The organism is Paracoccus sp. MBLB3053, from assembly GCF_031822435.1.
GTDB lineage: Bacteria > Pseudomonadota > Alphaproteobacteria > Rhodobacterales > Rhodobacteraceae > Paracoccus > Paracoccus aurantius.
Genome location: NZ_JAVQLW010000003.1, coordinates 369,406 through 388,384, shown reverse-complemented (window position 1 = coordinate 388,384; position 18,979 = coordinate 369,406). Strand labels below are relative to the sequence as shown.

Annotated in this window: 15 protein-coding genes; 4 read left to right on the top strand and 11 right to left on the bottom strand. The window is 61.7% G+C overall.

From position 1 onward, the window contains the following. Positions 1-44 precede the first annotated feature (44 nt). From RGQ15_RS18335 to RGQ15_RS18325, 3 genes are read right to left on the bottom strand one after another with little or no spacing between them, the layout of a single operon-like run. On the bottom strand, positions 45-1,370 hold the full coding sequence (locus RGQ15_RS18335) for an FMN-binding glutamate synthase family protein (protein ID WP_311162170.1): 1,326 nt from the start codon (positions 1,368-1,370) through the stop codon (positions 45-47). Between the two features lie 11 nt (positions 1,371-1,381). After that, the gene (locus RGQ15_RS18330) at positions 1,382-2,065 is read right to left on the bottom strand and encodes a GXGXG domain-containing protein (RefSeq protein WP_311162168.1); all 684 of its coding nucleotides are present in this window, start codon (positions 2,063-2,065) and stop codon (positions 1,382-1,384) included. Position 2,066: 1 nt separating this feature from the next. Further along, the gene (locus tag RGQ15_RS18325; RefSeq protein WP_311162167.1) at positions 2,067-2,951 is read right to left on the bottom strand and encodes a class II glutamine amidotransferase; all 885 of its coding nucleotides are present in this window, start codon (positions 2,949-2,951) and stop codon (positions 2,067-2,069) included. A gap of 1,095 nt (positions 2,952-4,046) precedes the next feature. On the opposite strand from RGQ15_RS18325, the gene RGQ15_RS18320 reads away from it, so the two are divergent. After that, complete coding sequence (locus tag RGQ15_RS18320) at positions 4,047-6,821, top strand: type 2 periplasmic-binding domain-containing protein (protein WP_311162166.1); 2,775 nt, start codon at positions 4,047-4,049, stop codon at positions 6,819-6,821. Positions 6,822-6,881: 60 nt separating this feature from the next. Here RGQ15_RS18320 and RGQ15_RS18315 read toward each other — a convergent pair whose 3' ends face one another. After that, positions 6,882-7,799, bottom strand: a complete 918-nt coding sequence (locus RGQ15_RS18315) for a LysR family transcriptional regulator (protein WP_311162164.1) — start codon at positions 7,797-7,799, stop codon at positions 6,882-6,884. A gap of 117 nt (positions 7,800-7,916) precedes the next feature. Here RGQ15_RS18315 and RGQ15_RS18310 point away from each other — a divergent pair, with 117 nt between their 5' ends. After that, the gene (locus RGQ15_RS18310; protein WP_311162163.1) at positions 7,917-8,393 is read left to right on the top strand and encodes a nucleoside deaminase; all 477 of its coding nucleotides are present in this window, start codon (positions 7,917-7,919) and stop codon (positions 8,391-8,393) included. 171 nt (positions 8,394-8,564) lie between these two features. On the opposite strand, the gene RGQ15_RS18305 is transcribed toward RGQ15_RS18310, so the two are convergent. The 5 genes from RGQ15_RS18305 to hpbA form a co-directional block, all read right to left on the bottom strand. Further along, entirely contained in the window at positions 8,565-9,881 is a 1,317-nt protein-coding gene (locus tag RGQ15_RS18305) for an ABC transporter permease (protein WP_311162162.1), read from the bottom strand. Further along, positions 9,881-10,567 carry an ABC transporter ATP-binding protein gene (locus RGQ15_RS18300; RefSeq protein ID WP_311162161.1) on the bottom strand — a complete coding sequence of 229 codons (687 nt, stop codon included), beginning with the start codon at positions 10,565-10,567 and terminating at the stop codon, positions 9,881-9,883. The genes RGQ15_RS18305 and RGQ15_RS18300 overlap by 1 nt, the downstream gene beginning before the upstream one ends. Before the next feature lie 18 nt (positions 10,568-10,585). Further along, a complete protein-coding gene (locus tag RGQ15_RS18295; protein WP_311162160.1) occupies positions 10,586-11,041 on the bottom strand; it encodes a hypothetical protein in 456 nt (151 codons plus the stop codon). A gap of 66 nt (positions 11,042-11,107) precedes the next feature. Continuing rightward, complete coding sequence (locus RGQ15_RS18290) at positions 11,108-12,880, bottom strand: alkaline phosphatase (RefSeq protein WP_311162158.1); 1,773 nt, start codon at positions 12,878-12,880, stop codon at positions 11,108-11,110. Positions 12,881-13,190: 310 nt separating this feature from the next. Next, positions 13,191-15,227, bottom strand: coding sequence for an N-methyl-L-proline N-demethylase HpbA (hpbA, locus tag RGQ15_RS18285; RefSeq protein WP_311162157.1), 2,037 nt, complete (start codon positions 15,225-15,227; stop codon positions 13,191-13,193). Positions 15,228-15,547: 320 nt separating this feature from the next. Here hpbA and RGQ15_RS18280 point away from each other — a divergent pair, with 320 nt between their 5' ends. Next, the gene (locus RGQ15_RS18280; protein ID WP_311162156.1) at positions 15,548-16,186 is read left to right on the top strand and encodes a TetR/AcrR family transcriptional regulator; all 639 of its coding nucleotides are present in this window, start codon (positions 15,548-15,550) and stop codon (positions 16,184-16,186) included. After that, positions 16,183-16,956 carry a pyrroline-5-carboxylate reductase family protein gene (locus RGQ15_RS18275; RefSeq protein WP_311162155.1) on the top strand — a complete coding sequence of 258 codons (774 nt, stop codon included), beginning with the start codon at positions 16,183-16,185 and terminating at the stop codon, positions 16,954-16,956. Before RGQ15_RS18280 ends, RGQ15_RS18275 begins: the two co-directional genes overlap by 4 nt. 368 nt (positions 16,957-17,324) lie before the next feature. Here the strand turns inward: RGQ15_RS18275 and RGQ15_RS18270 are convergent, their stop codons facing one another. Continuing rightward, positions 17,325-17,927, bottom strand: coding sequence for an alpha/beta hydrolase (locus tag RGQ15_RS18270; protein WP_311162154.1), 603 nt, complete (start codon positions 17,925-17,927; stop codon positions 17,325-17,327). Between the two features lie 49 nt (positions 17,928-17,976). Beyond that, positions 17,977-18,906 carry a ring-cleaving dioxygenase gene (locus tag RGQ15_RS18265; RefSeq protein WP_311162153.1) on the bottom strand — a complete coding sequence of 310 codons (930 nt, stop codon included), beginning with the start codon at positions 18,904-18,906 and terminating at the stop codon, positions 17,977-17,979. Between the last annotated feature and the right edge of the window lie 73 nt (positions 18,907-18,979).

Sequence of the window (18,979 nt, the reverse complement as noted above, 5' to 3'; positions counted from 1 at the left end):
AGGAACCGGGGCGGGATGCATCGCCCCGCCCTCGGATTCTCGGATCAGAATCCGTTCTGGCCGGGGATCCAGTTGGTGCCAGTCAGCGGAACGCCGGCCATTGCGGCCGCCTCGATGGTCAGGGCGCACAGATCCTCGGGTTCGAGATTGTGCACATGGCTCTTGCCGCAGGCGCGTGCGATGGTCTGGCATTCCAGCGTCATCACCGCGAGGTAGTTGCGCAGCCGCCGGGCCGCCTCAAGCGGATCCAGCCGCTTCATCAGTTCAGGGTCCTGCGTGGTGATGCCCGCTGGGTCCTTGCCCTCATGCCAGTCGTCATAGGCATCCGCGGTGGTCCCTAGCTTGGTGTATTCCGCCGCCCATTTCGGGTCATTCTCGCCGATGGCGATCAGGGCGGCAGTTCCAATGGCGACGGCATCGGCGCCTAGTGCCAGCGCCTTGGCCACATCCGCACCGCCACGAATGCCGCCTGAGACAACAAGCTGGACCTTGCGGTGCATGCCCAGATCCTGCAGCGCCTTAACTGCGGGGCGGATACAGGCAAGCGTGGGTTGACCGACGTTTTCGATGAAGACGTCCTGCGTCGCAGCCGTGCCGCCCTGCATGCCGTCCAGCACGACCACATCTGCGCCTGCCTTCACCGCAAGCGCAGTGTCGTAATAGGGCCGGGCGCCCCCGATCTTGATGTAGATAGGTTTTTCCCAATTCGTGATCTCGCGCAGTTCCAGGATCTTGATTTCCAGATCGTCCGGCCCGGTCCAGTCAGGATGGCGGCAAGCCGAACGCTGATCGATTCCGACGGGCAGGTTGCGCATATTGGCGACGCGCTCGGTGATCTTCTGGCCCAGAAGCATGCCGCCGCCGCCGGGTTTGGCACCCTGTCCCACGACGATTTCGATCGCATCGGCGCGGCGCAGGTCGTCGGGGTTCATCCCGTAGCGCGAGGGCAGATACTGATAGACCAGCTTTTCGGAATGGCCGCGCTCTTCATCGGTCATGCCACCATCGCCGGTGGTTGTTGAAGTGCCGGCCAAGGTCGCGCCACGACCCAGTGCTTCTTTCGCGGGCCCCGAAAGCGCGCCGAAGCTCATTCCGGCAATGGTAATCGGGATCTTCAGTTTGATCGGCTTCTTGGCAAAGCGCGTGCCGAGCAGCACCGAAGTGTCACATTTCTCGCGATAGCCTTCCAGCGGGTAGCGGCTGATCGAAGCGCCAAGAAACAGCAGGTCGTCGAAATGGGGCACCTTGCGTTTCGCCCCACCGCCGCGAATGTCATAGATGCCCGTATCGGCGGCGCGGCGGATTTCGGCATTGATTTCCGGGCTGAAGGTCCAGCTGTCGCGCGGCAGGGTCTGGGGGGTAGATTCCATGATGTCCCTCATCAATAGGCTCCGGCGTGATCGACGTGGAAGTTGTAGAGCTGGCGGGCCGAGCCGTAGCGCTTGAACTCCGAAGGATCGGCGTCGGCACCCGAGCGCTCAAGCAGGGCGCGCAGGATTTCCAGATGCTCGGGGCGCATCTCTTTCTCGACGCAGTCAGAGCCCAGCGACTTGACCGAACCGCGCACGAACAGCCGCGCTTCGTAAAGCGAGTCGCCAAGCGCATCGCCAGCATCGCCCAGCACGACAAGGTTGCCCGATTGGGCCATGAAGGCCGACATGTGGCCGATATTTCCGAAGACGACGATATCGATGCCCTTCATCGAGATGCCGCAGCGGGACGAGGCATTTCCCTTGACCACAAGCAATCCGCCATGGCCGGTCGCGCCAGCATATTGGCTGGCATCGCCCTCGATTACCACGGTGCCCGACATCATGTTCTCGGCCACGCCGGGCCCGGCCGAGCCGGTCACATGGATCGTTGCCTGCTTGTTCATGCCAGCGCAGTAATATCCGGTCGAGCCCTTGACGGTGACTTCAATTGGCGCGTCAAGACCGACGGCAATGGCATGGGCACCCTTGGGGTTCAGAACTTCCCATCGCGTCTGATTGCTGCTGACGGACTGGCCCTGCAGTGCGACATTCAGATCGCGCAGGGTCGTGGTGGCAAGATCGACGGTCTGCATCTCAGCGCTCCCAGAAATAGACGGTGGCGGGCTCGGGCTCCCAGACGCGGGCAGTGTCGATGCCCGGCAGGTTGGCAAGCGCGCGGTATTCCGAGCCGAAGGCCACATAATCCTCGGTCTCGGCCATGACGGCGGGTTTGCACGCAATCGGGTCACGCACCACGCCGAAACCGTTCTTGGTGCCGACGACGAAGGTGAAGAATCCGTCCAGATCCTGCAGCGTTCCTTCCAGTGCCTCGCCCAGGTTCGCGCCCTCGGCCAGGCGGGACGAGATATAGCAGGCGGCGACCTCGGTGTCGTTCTGGGTCTGCGGCGCGAAGCCTTTCTCGGACAGGATGCGGCGCATCTGGTTGTGGTTCGAAAGCGAGCCATTGTGGACGAGGCACTGGTCCGTTCCGGTCGAGAAGGGATGTGCGCCAAGCGTCGTCACCGCGCTTTCCGTTGCCATCCGCGTGTGCCCGATGCCGTGACTGCCTGCCATGGCTTGCAGCTTGAAGCGGGCAGCGACATCCTTGGGCAGGCCGACCTCCTTGAAGATTTCCATGGAATGGCCGGCGCCCATGATGCGAATGCCTTTCTCGGCCATGAAGGCGCGGGCAAGTGGTTCGGTCCCTTCGGGCAGGGTCAGGACGGCGTGGGTGTCGATGACGCGCATGGTGACAGGGCCGTCAAGCGCGGCGGAAAGCGCGGCGTCCAGCCCGGCGAAGGTCTCGTTCGGTGTGTCGGACTGGACCGTCAGCTTGAGAACGCCGTCATCACCGTAGATCGCGATACCCGCGCTGTCGGGCCCGCGGTCGGTCATGGTGATCAGCATGTCCGTGAGCAGGTCCCCCAGTTTTGGACGCAGTTCTTCCTTCTTCAGGAAGAGGCCTACTATGCCGCACATCTTCATCTCCATCTGTTTGGATCTGGCCTTGATGGGATCATTGAGAGGAAAAATGATTTCCTCAAGAGAAAATTTGAGATGCAAGGGGAAAATCTGGGCCAGAGGCGGGACTGGACGAAATTTGTGCAGTTGGCCTTCTGTTCGAGGCATTGCGGATGACGCCCCTGCCAACTCGGCAAGGGTGGGTGCATGGCGCACAGGTCTTTCACGAGGGGCACCCCTTGTGACGACTGGAATTTCGGGCGCGCAAGCGCGCCATGCGCATGCAGGAATGCCGAGCCGGCAAAGATCCGGCCAGGAATATTATTCACCCCAACCGATTGGCGTCCTTTCGCCCCACCGATTCGCGGGTAACTTTAAAGGCAGCCAAAAGGCTCATTATTTTTCAATAGTTTCCAACCCGGTCAATCTATATCAATTCACCTGAATTCGTGATAATATCCGTTTTTATTTGTTAGGAGATTATCATGCGAATTATACTTTTATCTCTGGCCGTTTCCGCTTCCTTGCTGGGCGCGGCGACAGCAACCACCCAACCGGCAATCGCGGGGCCTTGCGATCCCAATGTTCAACGCTGCTAGTCGGCGCGGACGCCGACCCTAGCGTCGGCGTCCAACATGTAATGGTATTTCAAAGATTATCGGAGGCCACATGGACGACCCATGGCCTGCGGGAGTTCCTTGGTCATTATGGGCCTATCACCAGCTTCGCTCGGAAGAGCTGGCACAGGTTCCGATGATGGGCGTCAAGTTTTCTCCCAGCTTCGTTTATGCATTTGCATTTGGCTGCTTCTTCGTTGCCATTTTTGCCTGGCAAAGATTTCGCGTGAGGTCAGTGGTGAATTCTCCCTCGCGCGCACTTGTCGAACTTAGCCCCAACAGCATCGGGGGAAGAAGCGCATTGATCCGCGCCTATTTCATTTATGCAGGCGCCATTCTTATCGTTTATATCTCTTTGACATTCTTTGGTCGGCTGATTTTGCAGTCTGCTCAGATGATCCCAGTCACGGGGATAAAGGTTGATCTCGACAAGTTCAAATTCGACAGTCCCCAATGGCCGCTCATGCTCGCATTCGGTTTTGCCGGAATTGCGCAAATGCTTCCGCCCGTCCAGCTGACCGAAGGTTGGCTGCGAGTGCGGGCCTATCAGGCGGTCGGAATCCCGGTGCGGCTCGAACAGACGATGCGCAACCTTATCGTGACGCTCGAACGGGCAAGTGCGGGAGACGAGACCATTGGCAAGGGGCATCTCACGGGCAGGTTGAAGCAGTATCGCGACCAATGGGCCAGGACGATTGATGGGCACGCCTGGGCGCAACGTCTGGCGAGCCAGCGGGAAACGCGCAATGACGAGCTTTTGTCCCTGTTGGCGCAACTCGAACTCATGGTGGCCTGGGCCAAGAGGGCCAGGGGAAGCTGGCCCGGTCACGAGGTTTCGCAGGCCGTCCGCGAGCGTGAGCGCGAATTTGTCGCTGACACAGAGAAACTGCTCAACGAATTCCAGCAGCGCATGGCCGAAACCCCCGAGGAGGCTACCGGCGAAAACATCGCCGCGCGGATGGCGCGCTTCAATGAATATCTCGCCAGCGTCATGCAGCGCGCGGAATCGCTGCGCTACGATCTGGTCGGCATCCTTGCGATCTTTCTCGAGCGCGATCTGGACAGCCCCGATACCGAGCCCGTCGGCAGAACCAGACATGCCCCCGAACCGAGCTACACCGACCCTGCACTCAGGGAATTGTTGCTCTCGACCGAGCGTCCGGACTCCGCCGGTTCCGGCCCCGAAGCGGGAATGTTCTTTGCAATGATTGCCGTTTTCGTTCTTTGCACCGCTGCCGCGTGGCGAGGGTTGCAAGAGCCGATTGGACAATTCGTCGAGCAGACCAACCTTTTCGGTCTGCTGATCAGCGCGTTGGTCGAGACCCTCAGGATTGCCTCGCTGACCTGGCTACCGCTGCTTGCCGCCTTCTCGCTCCGGCAAGTGCTTTGGGACAACGGAGATTGGGCTCGGGCGCGACGCACCAAACGACCGCTAAGCTATGTGCCGCAACTGTTGACCTGTCTCTGCCTCGCCATCGCCGTTTCGCTGATCGGATTGACAGGTGTCGCCGCGCTGAAAGCATTCTTCATCGCTCAGAACCCCGAATATTTCGCAAGCCTGCTGATGGGGGGCGCGGTTCCCTTCCTTCTCTATTACCCCACCCAAGCCATCCTTCTGGTGGCGTTGGTTCCGCTTGCTCTGGTATCGGCAGATCTGCGCAGTTCCTCGCGATACAGGCTGCTCCTCGGCCTTCTCTGCGCTGTCCTGACCGGCGCTTTGTCGCTTTGTCACACGCTTTACTGGAGCACCTATCTGATCAACGATTGTCTTTCTGCGACCCAGTTCTTCGCCGATTCCTGTCGCCGCCGTATGGATCTGATCGGGCATCTCGTCATCATGGTGCTGGCGTTCCTTGCGGCGGGCGTCTTTGGCGAACTGCCCGAACGGACGCGTCTTTCCCGTCCGCGCAGCCTTGCGGCCTCTGCTCTCATCTTCGCCATGATCTGGCCGATCCCGCAAGCCAGGGCACAAGAGCCGGCGACCGAGGTGGTTACGGTCAGGATCGGGTTCCGGACCGATATCGAGCCCTTTTCCTACCAGAACCGCGATCCGTTCGGCGACCGACCGTTTCGCGGCTATCTCGCCGATATGTGCTTCGATCTGTTCGCGGGAAGCCCCGGCTATCGCGTCGAGGTTGTACCTGTATCGGCCGAAACCCGCTTCAGCGCGTTCAACAGCCATGAAATCGACATGCTCTGCGATGCGGTGACGATGAGGTTTTCGGACCAGTTGCGATCAACTGATGGTGTCTACTCTCCGATCGTATTCGCTTCTGGCGTGTCCTTTCTCGACCTGGCATCCCGGGCGGTGGGCGGTGTGTCCCTGGGTTTTGTCCTGAACTCGACAGCGCGCGATGTGGCCTTGAAGGCCTGCCAGATCGATTTCTTCAAGGCGATGATGCCCGATCAGAAAAGTGCATTGATCGAGCGGTGCAACCTGAGATGGCGTGCGGCAATTCTGCATGCGCGGCTGGAACGGGCGCTCGCCCTCTCCGGGCACGGCGATCCGGACTGGCCCATCGAGGCTGAGCGGGTCCGAAGCGATCTCTCCCGGTTTCTTGAGGCGGCGAGGCGACTCGACAAGATCAGGAGCGACCTCGAAATAACAAGGATCGCGCCCGAAACCTTGGCGCTGATCGACTTGAAGGATGGTGACATGGTTGCAACCTGCGACAGCAACCTGCGCCACTTGACGGCCCAACCGACTGCCGCCTGTGAAGCCGCGCTGGAAAAGCTCGGGGACGGAGTTTGCCGGACGTCCTATTCTCCTCCTCCGCGTGACCCGAATGCGCTGCGCGTCCCGATCGAGCAATCGCCTTGGCCGGACTATCATTTCTGTCCCATGAACGATCACGGCGAGCTCATCGAATGGCTCTGCATTTCCGACAGCTCGCTGCGCCGGGTCTATCTTGGCGACCGCGAATTGATCTTGGGCAAGCTTGAAAGCTGGGTCGGTTCGAATGGCAGCTGCAAGGTCGAAAGATCGAAGGGTGCAGAGTACCTGACATACGAACCCTATGCCTTCCTTATTCGCGTAGATGAACCCGAGCTGATTCAATTCGTTCAAAGGCGCGTGTTCGAACTTTTCTCGGACCGGGCGGCCATGACCGCGCGATTTCAAACGAGCTTTCCGGGCAGGGCAATGTCGACGGCGCTCGCCTACCTGTTCCTTCTCAATGCGGTCGAGAACGAAAGCCTTTTCCAGCCACGAGCGGCTTCGCATGCGTCGGCAGGTCTGGAATTCGAAGGCACAGTGCCGCGCACACCCTGAGCCGTGCCCGTCGCGCCATTTCCGGGCATCCATCGGCGCGCGCAGTCCTTCCGGGTGCCGTCAGGCTGGGCGATCCGCCGGGCCGAGAGCGTCGATGAGCCGCGCGGACTCATATGCCAGCGATGTGACGTTCGGGCCGACCGTCCGGACCCCCGAGACACAGACGCAAAGCGTTTCTGAGAGGCGTCGCTCGGCCAGAGGCACATGGCAAAGACGTCCGGAGGTGACCTCGCGATGCACATCGAACCAGGTCAGGAAACTCACGCATTCCCCCCGCGCCGTCATTTCGCGAATGAAGGACGTCGAATTGCTGGTTGCGAAGATGCCCGCCCGACGACGCTGTTTCAACAATTCCGCGTAAAGCCGCGTGTGCAGAGACAGATCTTCGTCGGGAAGGCAAATCGGAAAATCCAGGGCGCGCGCGATCGGCACGTCGTCCTCCGCCAGCGAAAACAGCTGTGGACTGTAGACCAGACCGACCCGGCATGAGCGGTCGAAAAGCACGCGCGTCGTCAGGCTGTGATGCACATTGAAAGCCACCACAAGGTCGAGCCGCGCTTCTTCGAGATCGCGCAGCAGCGCAGCCGTTCCCGCAACTCTCGTCTCGACCCGATCCGCAAGGCCCTTGCGATGGGCAAAGCTGGTCAGTTCGGCCAGAATGTTGCCCGAAAAGCATTCCATGACGCCGATCCTGATGACGCGCTCATGGTTGCCTTCGGCATTCGCAAGAGTGGCGCGCAAGCGGTTGTGATCCTCAAGCCAGAGCTCGACCTGACGCAGCAGAACGCGTCCGTTCTCGGTCAGCTGCACACCTGTCACCTGGCGGGTAAAAAGCGTCACCCCAAGCTCTGCCTCCAGGATGCGCATTTGCCGGCTCAGGGCCGATGATGAAATATTGAGCTTGTCTGCAGCACGCCGGATCGAACGTTCTCGCGCTATCTCGACAAACGAGTATATTTCTTTAGAGAATTCAGGCAATTGGCTCGGGATTCATGCTGGCGCGCTAATGATTGGCGCACGATGCGCGATTAATTCCAGTATTTCAATCACCGTCCATGTGGTGAACCAGATGTTCAGTCACCAGAGGAGCCCGACATGAAGGACATTGATCTGAAGCATCTGCGCGAGACGATCAGGCTTGCGAAGGAAAGCCGCGATGTGGGCAATCATCCCTTTGGCGCCACATTGGTCAGCCCGAATGGCGAGATCCTGATCCGTAGCGGAAACAGCTACCAGGATGACAAGGGTGTCGGCCATGCAGAGCTGAACGTCGCCCGTCGGGCGAGTCGGGAATACAGCCCCGAGTTTCTTGCAGCATGCACGCTATATACCTCGGTCGAGCCCTGCTGCATGTGCGCGGGGGCCTGCTATTGGGCGGGGATCGGCACGGTGGTCTATGGCATGACCGAGAAGCGCCTTGCCGTGCTGACCGGCGACAATCCCGAAAACCTCACGCTGGATCTTCCCTGCGAGACCGTTTTCGCCGCAGGCCAGCGCACCGTAGAAACTCGCGGTCCCTATGCTGAGATCGAGGACGAGGTCGCCGATGGGCATCGCGGGTTCTGGCAATAGAAATCCGGCTGTCAAAGGCGCCCGGGCCGACCTTCCCGAGTCTGTCAACGGTCATCGCGCTCAGTATCATGGCAAGGGCTCGTGACAGACGGCGGGCTGGGTTTGTTCCAGCCCTGCCTGCAAGCCGGGTAACCCGAGATCGAGCGGAACGGATCTTGCCCCCGGCTTTCTTCAGCCCTCCAGGCGCGAGACCGCAGGTTGGCGATAGGCCATCAACGCAGGCAATGCGGCAAGGGCCGCCGAAACAGCAAGCAGCGTCGCAAGGCTCAGAGCCTCGGTCCGGGTCCATTCAAGGGGCAGGGCAAAGCCCTGACGAGCGGAAACCAACGTCGACATCTGCTGTGCGCCGAGCCACCCGACGGCAAACCCCAGGAGGATGCCCGCGAAGAGAACAATCACCAACTCGCCCCAGACCAGTGCAAACACCGCGCCACGAGGCGCACCGAAGGCACGCAGGGCTGCGATCTGTGCGCGACGTTGGCCGATATGGATCACGGTCACCAGAACGAGCGCGACCGCGACCAGCAGCTGGACTCCTATTGCAACAGCTGACAGCACCTGCCGGGCATCCCCGAGTAGGGCATAGATGCCCGTCAACACCTCGGCGGGAAACACGGCCAATGTGCCGGGGCCGCCACGATAGGCCTGTCGCAGCTTGTAGGCATCGGAGATGGTGGCGGGCTTGACAAGAATCGCGGGCAGTTCGGGAGTGCCGGCGGCGCGAAAATTCTCGTCCAGCGGGGTGTCTCCGTCAAAGGCAGCATGCTCATGCTCATGCTCATGCTCATGCTCATGCTCATGCTCATGCTCATGCTCATGCTCATGCTCATGCTCGTGGTGGTGGTCGTGGTCATTTTCGTGCGCGTGGTCCGCATGCTGGACGATGCTCATGCCATGGACATTCCAGACCGACCGTATCGGCACCAGAATGGCGCGATCCCATGCGGTGCCCGTAGGTTTCAAGCGTCCAGACACAGTGTATCGGACGCCATCATGGTCATGGCCACCCTGATCGATCTGTCCATGCGAAGGGGTAATGCTTGCGCCCAGATCCAGAGCCACCTGCGCACCGATGACGGCCTCACCCTCGCGCGCGAAAAGCCTGCCCTCGGCAAGCCCCTGCGAGGTTTCCTTGATCAGTCGCGTGGTCGTGCCGACGACGGGATGCCCTTCATGGAAGTCACCAAAGCCGACCGGCGCAGCCCAGGCGACACGTGGATCGTTCTGCAGTTCAGCCAGAACATCGCCGCTGACCAGCGGTAGCGCTGAAATTTGCAAAAAGACGGTCGACAGCACCAGTTGCGTCTCGCTGCCTGGGGCTCCAATAACCAGATCGAATTTCTCAGCCGCACGAGCGCTGCCCAACCGCAGGGCGCGTTCTTGGAGATTGATACCGATGCCAAGCGCGACAGCAAGCGCCACCAGAAGCAGCATCACCATCGCTCCGCCCCAGTTGCGCCTGAGATCGACGATCATGAAACGCAGCATCAGTTGCTTGCCCCCATCTCGGTCTGAGCGACGATCGTTCCTCTGGCCAGGGAAAGTCGCCGTGGCAGGCGGCCGATCAGGGTCGGGTCATGTGAGACGGCAATCAGCGTCGCTCCTTGGGCAGACGCCAATTCGATCAGAAGATCGGCAATCGCCACACCGTTCTCGGCGTCAAGGCTGGCGGTCGGCTCGTCGGCGACGATGATGCCGGGTTCGCGCAGCACTGCGCGGGCGACGGCGACACGCTGCATCTCGCCGCGCGACATGGTGTCCACCTTCTGGTCGGGACGGGGCAAGCCTACCCGTGCAAGCAACCCATGTGCGCGTGCGGTCAGACCGCCATCCACGACGCGGGCCAGCCGCGCTGGAAGCAGGATGTTGTCCAGCGCGGAAAGCCCAGGAAACAGATGGAATTCTTGCATCACCATCCCGACATTCCGGCCGCGCCAGCGATCGCGGGCACCTTCACGCAGTGCCGCAATGTCTGTCTCGCCCCAGCGGATTTGACCGGTGCTGGGTTTTTCGAGCCCGGTGATGAGATTGACGAAAGTCGTCTTTCCCGAACCTGACGGGCCCGTAACCGCAAGCATCGATCCGGCCGGGATCGACAAGGCAGGTATATCAAGGGCGGGGCCGTCGAGGCCGCTAAAGCGCATCTCGACGCCTGAAATGCAAAGGTCAGGCATGTGGATTCCGTCGGGGCTCTAGGCCAGATCGTAACGCGCTTCTCGCAGCCGTAACTGGCTGACGAAGCCGGTATCGGGATCGGTCCACGAGCCGCGTTCAAGCATGCCTCGGGCCTCGATCAGCTGGTTCGGGCGGGTGAAGGTTTGTTTGCGACCCAGATAGACGACAAGGATGTTTTCGGGCCAATCCGCATCAGTTGAGCAGAACGGGCAAAGCGCCATGGGGATCTGTGTCAGCACGAAGAATTGCGCCTCGGCCTTGAGAGGCGGAGCCATGAAGCCCTTGATGGCGACAGGCTCGCCGGTGAGAGTCTTGATTTTGTCCGAAAACTCCAGGCCCAGTGGGCTGAACGAGGAATAGAATTCATCAAAGCTCAGCGAGGAGGAAGCCGTCGCAGCGACAGGGCGAAATATGGACAAGGCGAGCCCGCCGGTCAGGCCGGTCAAACAGGTCCTGCGCGAAAGCGGTCTCATCATCGACTTCCCTTGCCAGAAAATCGGAGCTGCCCGAAATGACTGCGGGCAGCTCCATATTACAACTTACTTCTGCGCCGTGTCACGGTTTTGTGCCGCGCCAAGCGCGAAGGCGTCAGCCAGGACCTTGTAGACGTCGGACTGTTCCATGTAGCCCTTGAACCCTTCCGCACCCGGGCCACTGGCCTGCAGGACGATATCGTCGACCGAATGCACGCCGGTATCGGCATCTTTCGGCAGGTTGCCGACGCGAAGGACGGCACCGGGCACATCCTTGTAGGCCTCGTTCGCGACATAGCTGCCGTCTTCGGTCTTCAGTGCCGGTTCGAACGGTCCGTCCATTTTCGGACGCCAAGTTTCGTAGTAATCGGGGAAGTTGCTCGAGAAGATTGCCAGGCGCTTGCTGACATCGATCGTGTCGGGGAAGCCGTCGCCGTTCTCGTCCGCATAGTTCGGGAAGCCCGCATCGTCATAGACGCCGACCTTCTCGCGCATGTCGTTGCCCGGCTTTTCGTCATCGATCGTGCCAATGACCGAGACTCCATGCGTGTGATCGCCGGTGACCACGACCATGGTGTCAGGGTTTTTCGCTGCGAATTCGCGGGCCAGGGCCGCGACCTGATCCAACTCGATGGTCTCGGTCACCGAACGATCCCAGTCCAGCGGATGGGCCATCTTGTCGATATTGGCGCCCTCGATCATCAGGAAGAAGCCCTCGGGGTTCTTGGACAATTCACCCAATGCCACTTCGGTCATTTCGACCAGACCCGGTTGATCGGGGAATTTCTCGACCGAGCCCTTCTTGAGCTGATTGCGATCAAGCCAGGTATCCATGTTGCCCGTGTGGAACAGGCCAAGGATCTTGCCGCTATTGGTCCCGGCAGCGGTGTTCAGTTCTTCGCGGTTCGTTGCCAGGGCATAGCCCGCTTCGCGGAAGGCCGCGACATAGTCCTGATCGTCCTTGCGCTTCGAGCCTGGCACATCGGATTTCAGGAAATAGGCCGAGCCACCGCCCAGGATGACCTCTGGCTGAACTTCAAGCATCATGCCTACGATATCGGCCTTGTCGCCACGCAGACGGGTATGCGCGACGATCGCGGCGGGAGTCGCGTCTTCCACTTCCGAATTGGTCACGATGCCGACCGACTTGGTCGTCGTGCGGCGCAGGGCCTCGGCCAGGGTTTCGACTTTGGGATCGTCCTGGCTGTCAGGGGTCCGATCTGCGTAGACGCCAAGCGCGTTCACCCGGCTCTTGTGACCTGTCATGTAGGCGGACATCGTGTTGGCCGAGTCCGTCGCGATAGAATGGGTGGACGAGGTGCCGATGAAGGCCATGTGGTCCAGATCGTCCATCGCGAGGCGGCCATTTGCCTTGCCGCCGCTCATGCCCTTGGACATGATCCGGGCGGCGGTGCGGTGGGCGACCGATAGCCCGTCGCCGACGATGAAGATCACGTTCTTGGCCTTGGGTGCAGCTTCCGTGCCGTAGACTTCCCAGGTGACGGTCTTGCTGTCTTCACCCGCCTTGACCTCGATTTCGTAGGTGCCCGGCTCGGCCAGGGCCAGATCGCGCAGGATCAGGGCCGAGCCAAGCGTCGCGCCCTCTTTGTCCTTTTCCTCGGCGACGTAGTCTGCCGATTTGCCAAAGGTTTCGGCATAGGGCTTGCCGTTGACACTGATCGCGATGTCAGCTTCGCCATGCACCCCGTCAAGCTCGACCTTGAAGTCGAAAGGCGAGCCGGCAAGGATCGTTGCACGATCAATGGGGTAGATTTCCGCGGCGCTGACGGCGCCCGTCAGCATGCTGCTCGCCGCAAGGGCACCAAGGAGTGTACGCATGAATCCCTCGTTGGATAGGTGGGCCATCAGTCCCGATGGCTCGCACCTAGCCAGATAATGCAACATTCTCGCGGCTCTCGTGTGACATTTGGGTGACGAATTGACGCGCGACGAAACGGTTCGCTGCGCCTTTCGCAAGCGTTGCTGCCTTGCATGACCGTCGCATCTTGGCGCGCGGATAAGTGCGCGCCAACTGCGTCGGTACAGGGATGCCCCAGGCAGGTTCGACCGGGGGGCGATCTCTGGCCCCCCATTGCTTCGATGTTGCCCGTCAGGCACCGGCCGCCTTGGCCTTCCTGCGGGGTCGTTTTCACAACCCGCGCGCGATCCGCAGCGCGTCGTAGATCGCGGCATGGGTGTTTCGGGCCGCGACGGCGTCGCCGATGCGGAACAGGCGGAAGCTGCCCTCGGAATTGGTCGCCACCGCCTGTGCGCCGCCGGTGGCCAGCGCGTCGTAATCGACCTCGCCGAGGTTCGTCGAGCGCGCCTTGAGGTCGAAATAGATCTCGTCCATCGGCCGGGTGCCGTGGTTCACCACGACCTGGTCGACCAGCCGATCGCGGGTGAAGGCGCCGTAATCCGAGCCCAGCACCGCACGCAGCTGGTTGCCCTCGCGCGTGACCGCCAGCAGCCGCCAGGTGACGGTGAAGGTCGTGTCGCGCTGCTGCAGGGCGCGCATGTAGGGCACGAGGTTCATCGCCATGACCTCGGGCGCGAAGCTGCGGTCCGGGGTGACGATCTCGACCGCGGCGCCGCTTTGCGAGATCAGGTCGGCGGCCTGCAGGCCCGCGTGATCCCCGGCATCGTCGAAGACCAGCACGTTGCGGCCCGGCTTCACATCGCCCGAAAGGATGTCCCAGGTCGAAACGACCAGGTCGTTGCCCTGGGCCAGCACCTCGGTATGGGGCAGGCCCCCGGTCGCGATGATGACCTCGTCGGGCGCGGTCGCGGTGACGTCATCGGCATCGGCGAAGCTGTTGAAGCGGAAGTTCACCCCCAGCTTCATGCATTGGTCGAAGCGCCAGGCCACGATCGAGGACATCTCGCGGCGGCGTTCCTGCAGGGCGGTCAGGCGGATCTGGCCGCCGGGCTGGTCGGCGGCCTCGAAGACGGTGACCTCATGGCCGCGCTCGGCCGAGACGCGGGCGGCCTCGAGGCCCGCTGGCCCCGCGCCGACGATGGTCACGCGCTTCTTGCGCTCGGCCTTGGGGATCTGATGCGGCTGCTCGATCTCGCGCCCGGTCGAGGGGTTGTGCAGGCACAGCGCCATGCCGCCCTGGTAGATCCGGTCGAGGCAGTAGTTCGCGCCGACGCAGGGGCGGATATCGTCTTCGCGGCCCTCGATGACCTTGCGCACCAGGTGCGGGTCGGCCATGTGGGCGCGGGTCATGCCCACCATGTCGAGCTTGCCGCTGGCGATGGCGTGGCGGGCGGTCGCGATGTCCGGGATCTTGGCCGCGTGGAAGGTCGGGAAATTCGTCGCGGCGCGGATCTCGCCGGCGAAGTCCAGATGCGGCGCATTGCGCATGCCCTGGATCGGGATCAGGTCGGTCAGGCCGGCATCGGTGTCGATATGGCCCTTCACCACGTTCAGGAAGTCCACCATGCCGCTGTCCTTGAGGCGGCGCGAGATCTCCATCCCGTCGGTCTTGGTCAGCCCGCCCGGAAGTTCCTCGTCGCCGGTATAGCGCACGCCGACGATGAACTCGTTGCCGCAGCGCTTGCGGATCTCGCCGAGCACGTCGAAGGTGAAGCGCAGCCGGTTGTCGAGGCTGCCGCCATAGGGCCCGTCGAGATCGTTGGTCAGCGGTGACCAGAACTGGTCCATCAGGTGGCCATAGGCCTGGATCTCGATCCCGTCGAGGCCGGCGGCCTGCATGCGCTCGGCGGCATCGGCGTAATCCTCGATGATCCGGGCGATGTCCCAGTCTTCCATCTTCTTCGGGAAGGCCTTGTGCGAGGCCTCGCGCTCGTGGCTCGGAGAGACGACGGGCAGCCAGTCGGCCTTGTCCCAGCGGGTGCGTCGGCCCAGATGGGTCAGCTGGATCATGACCGCGCAGCCATGGTCGTGGCATTCGTCGGCAAGCTGCTTCATGTGGCCGACGACCTCGTCCTTCCAGGCGAGGATATTGTTGAAAACCGGCGGGCTGTCGCGCGCGACCGAGGCCGAGCCCGCGGTCATGGTCATGGCGACGCCGGCCTTCGCACGCTCGACGTGATAGGCGCGGTAGCGCTCCTTCGGCATGCCGTCCTCGGGATAGGCGGGCTCATGGCTGGTGATCATGATGCGGTTCTTCAGCGTCAGGTGCTTGAGCTGATAGGGCTGGAGGAGGGGGTCGTTCGACATGTCCAGTGCCTTTCCGGAAGGTGCCGTCGTGATGGCAGCGATATTTCGCAACAATGTTCATATGTGTCAATAAAAAGTTCATAAATGAACATTGCTGACCGATTGGGCGGCCGTTTCATGTGGCTGAGGAGATAATGGTTTATGGTTTTTCTTCAGATCTTTATGAAAAAAGATCTGTGATTTCGAAGATCCATCAGGCGGGGGGCTGCCTTACGGGCAGGGCGAATTTTACTTGGATCAAGGACAAAAAACTGTACATTCGATGTGCATAAATGAAATGCATTTTCGCGTTTCTGGCCCGTGAAAGATATGGATTCGGCATGACCCAGGACATCTCCCAAGACCGCGCCACGCGTGGGTCACCCGAGCTTTGGCTTGATGCCGCCTATGCAGCCCTCGTCGAAAAGGGCATCGACGCCGTCAAGGTGATGCCGCTCGCCAATACGCTGCAACTCTCGCGCACCAGCTTCTACTGGTTCTTCAAGGACCGCCGGCAATTGCTGGCCATGCTGCTGAACCGCTGGGAGGACAGCACGACCGCGCCGCTGGTCGCCGCGACCCGCGACTATGCCGCGACCGAGACCGAGGCGATGCTGAACGTGATCAGCACCTTCCTTACAGATGACCATTTCGACACCCGGCTGGAACTTGCGGTGCGGGCCTGGGCGCAGCAGGATCCGGACGTGCTCAAGCGCCTGCAGCAGGCCGATGCCGAAAGGCTGGATGCGCTCAGGCACCTCCTGGAGAGTTGGGGGCATGATCCCGAGGATGCGGATGTGCGCGCCCGGACGATCTACCTGGTGCAAGTTGGCTATATCTCGATGAACGTGGTCGAGCCGATCGAGGAGCGCCTGGGCCGCTTCCCGCACTATGTCGAGATCTATACCGGCCAGCGCCCGCCGCCCCATGAAATGGAGCGTTTTACGGCCCGGATCGGCCTGCGCGGTGCTCGCAAATGAGGCTCGGCATCGTCGGGGGCACCGGTTGGCTGGGCAGTGCGCTTGGCAGGGCAGTTCTGGAAAAAGGCGTCCTGCAACCGCAGAACCTGTCGATCCTGAACCGAACTGGGCCGCAGGACAGCTATTTTGGCCATAGGGTTCATTGGCCCGCCGATCTAGCCGGGCTCATCTCCGAAAGCGACGTGATCGTGCTCAGCATCAGGCCGCAGGACTGGGAGGGGCTAGGGCTGCTGGCAGGAGATCGGCTGGTGATCTCCTTCATGGCAGGGATCGGAATGAACCGCCTGGCAGCCTGCGGGGGGCGCATCTTGCGCGCGATGCCGAATGCGGCGGCCGCGATCGGCCGTTCCTATACCCCCTTCGTTGCGGCGGAGGGTGTTTCCGCCTCGGATCGTGCCACGGCGATGGCGCTGCTGGGTGCCTTCGGGGCGACCGAGGAACTTCCCGACGAGGCGCAGCTGGACCTGATGACCGCCGTGTCCGGCGCGGGGCCGGCCTATCCGGCGCTTCTCGCCATGGTGCTAGCGCAATTCCTGACCGCCCGCGGCGTCGCGCCAGAGGTGGCGGAACGCGCGGCACTGAACGTCGTCCGCGACTGTCCCGCGCTCATCGGCGCGGAGTCCGGCGCAGCAGGTGCGATGGTGCAGACCTTCCTGGATTATGCGGGTACCACCGCAGCCGGCCTGCTGGCCGCAAGAAATTCCGGGTTCGAAAGCGCCCTCACTGCAGGCCTCGACGCCGCCCTCACCCGCGCCGCCAACGTTGGCTGACCCGGAAAAACTGCCCGGACCGCGCAAATAGAGCGGGCCGGGCTGCGGACTCAGTTACATTGTTGAAAACCAAACCACGTACCCTTCCGGTCCGACATTGCAGCTGCAAGGCCGCCGCAGTCCGGCATGACGTTTGATGCCCGCATCACCTTGGCAGGCTGTCCAGCGACCGTGGGAATTATCCGTGGGTGGTTCTCGTGATCGTGCGATTGATCGCGGTTGCAGAGAGCCCCCATATCACAAGTTGGACGGGCCCGAGGGGATTGTTCCTGCGCACTCCGTTTCAGAGTCCCGATCGGGGGGAAAGGGCGCACCCCCTGTCGGGCGCTCGCTGAGTTGGCCTGCCGCACAGGCGGCAGGGCTCCGTTTCAGGCCAAGAACCCGGCTATGGCATCAATCTCTGCGGCTCGGATCTCGTGTCCGCCGTCATGCAGTGCCAGTTCCACCGTCGCTCCTTGAGCACCGAGGTAGTCGACCAGATTCTGCGTCAGCGCCATCGGTGAAATTGGATCTCGTCTCCCGGCAGTGATCAGGACAGGACGACCCGAAAGCCCCGGCTGAGGTGCGGGCCGAAAGGGGATCAGCGGATGCATCAGCACGGCCCGATCAATCAATGCGGGCTGGCTGAAAAGCACCGAAGCCAGAATGTTGGCGCCGTTCGAATACCCCAGAGCCCAGATCGGCGCGCCTGGATTGGCTGCGCGATGCGCCGCAATGAAGCCCGACATCTTCTCGGTCCTGCGCGCAAGGTCCGCCATGTCGTAAATGCCCTCGCCGGTGCGGCGGAAAAAGCGGTTCGCGCCATGCTCGGAGACATCCCCGCGCGGTGAGACGATCCCCGCCCGAGGCAGAAGCTCCGAGATAAGCCCTGAAAACTGCTGCTCATCTCCGCCTGTGCCGTGAAAGGTCAGCACCAGTGGCTGACCCGTAGCCGGAGCCTTGGCGAAGTGGTGATAGCTGTGAATGCTCATCTTGTTCTCCGGTCGGGCGGCGGCACGATGGCCGCCGCTTGGTTTGGGGTCAGTTGTGGATCGGCGGCAGGATGCGCTCGATCTGGCTGCGCAGATGTTCGTGTTGGCGCGGGATACGCAGGGCCTCGCCCAGATGGGCGGTATCCTCGTCCCGATCGAAACCGGGCTCATTCGTCGCGATCTCGAAGAGCACGCCGCCAGGGGTGCGGAAATAGATCGCCCAGAAATAGTCCCGGTCGATCACCGGCGTGACGTGATAGCCGGTATCCATCAGGGCCTTGCGCACCTCAAGCTGTGCGGCACGATCTTCGACCGCGAAAGCGACGTGATGGACCGAGCCTGCGCCCGGCCGGGCCGGAGCGGCATCTGGAAGGGTTTCAAGATCGACGAAGTCCGCGCCGTTGCCGTCGCGCACTGCGAAGCGGGTGACATTGCCCTGCCGGTCGATGGGTTCGTAGTTCATGAACTTCAGCAGCTCGGCCGTCGCACCTTGATCGCGCAACCGCATCGAGACGCCGTGGAAACCCTGAATGCCCTCATCCGTCGGGACCGCGCCGTTGAAGGCCGCACGGGGGTCGCCGTCCTTTTCGACCAGCGCGAAGCCGTCACCATCGGGCCCCGAGAAGCGAAGACGTTTCTCTCCGAACAGCTCTTCTTCTTTCAGGCCGCGGATGTCCTGTGCAGTCAGGTGCGCTTTCCAGAAGCTCAGACTGCCCTGGGGTACGGTAAACAGCGTGTCGCCTACCTCGCCCGAGCCGCGACGGCCACGGGCGATATGTGGGAACGGAAAATAGGTCATGACCGACCCGGGCGTACCCAGTTCGTCCCCATAATAAAGGTGATAAACATCCGGCGCGTCGAAGTTCACCGTTTTCTTGACCCGGCGCAGGCCCAGCTTGGCCGTGAAGAAATCGTTGTTTTCCTGGGCATCAGCAGCCATCGACGTGACGTGGTGCAGGCCCTTGATCTGATGCAGCATCTTGGTCTCTCCTAATCGGGCCGGTCAGTCCGCGCCCTTGCTGAGACCAAAGATGGCAACGTTTGCCATTGCT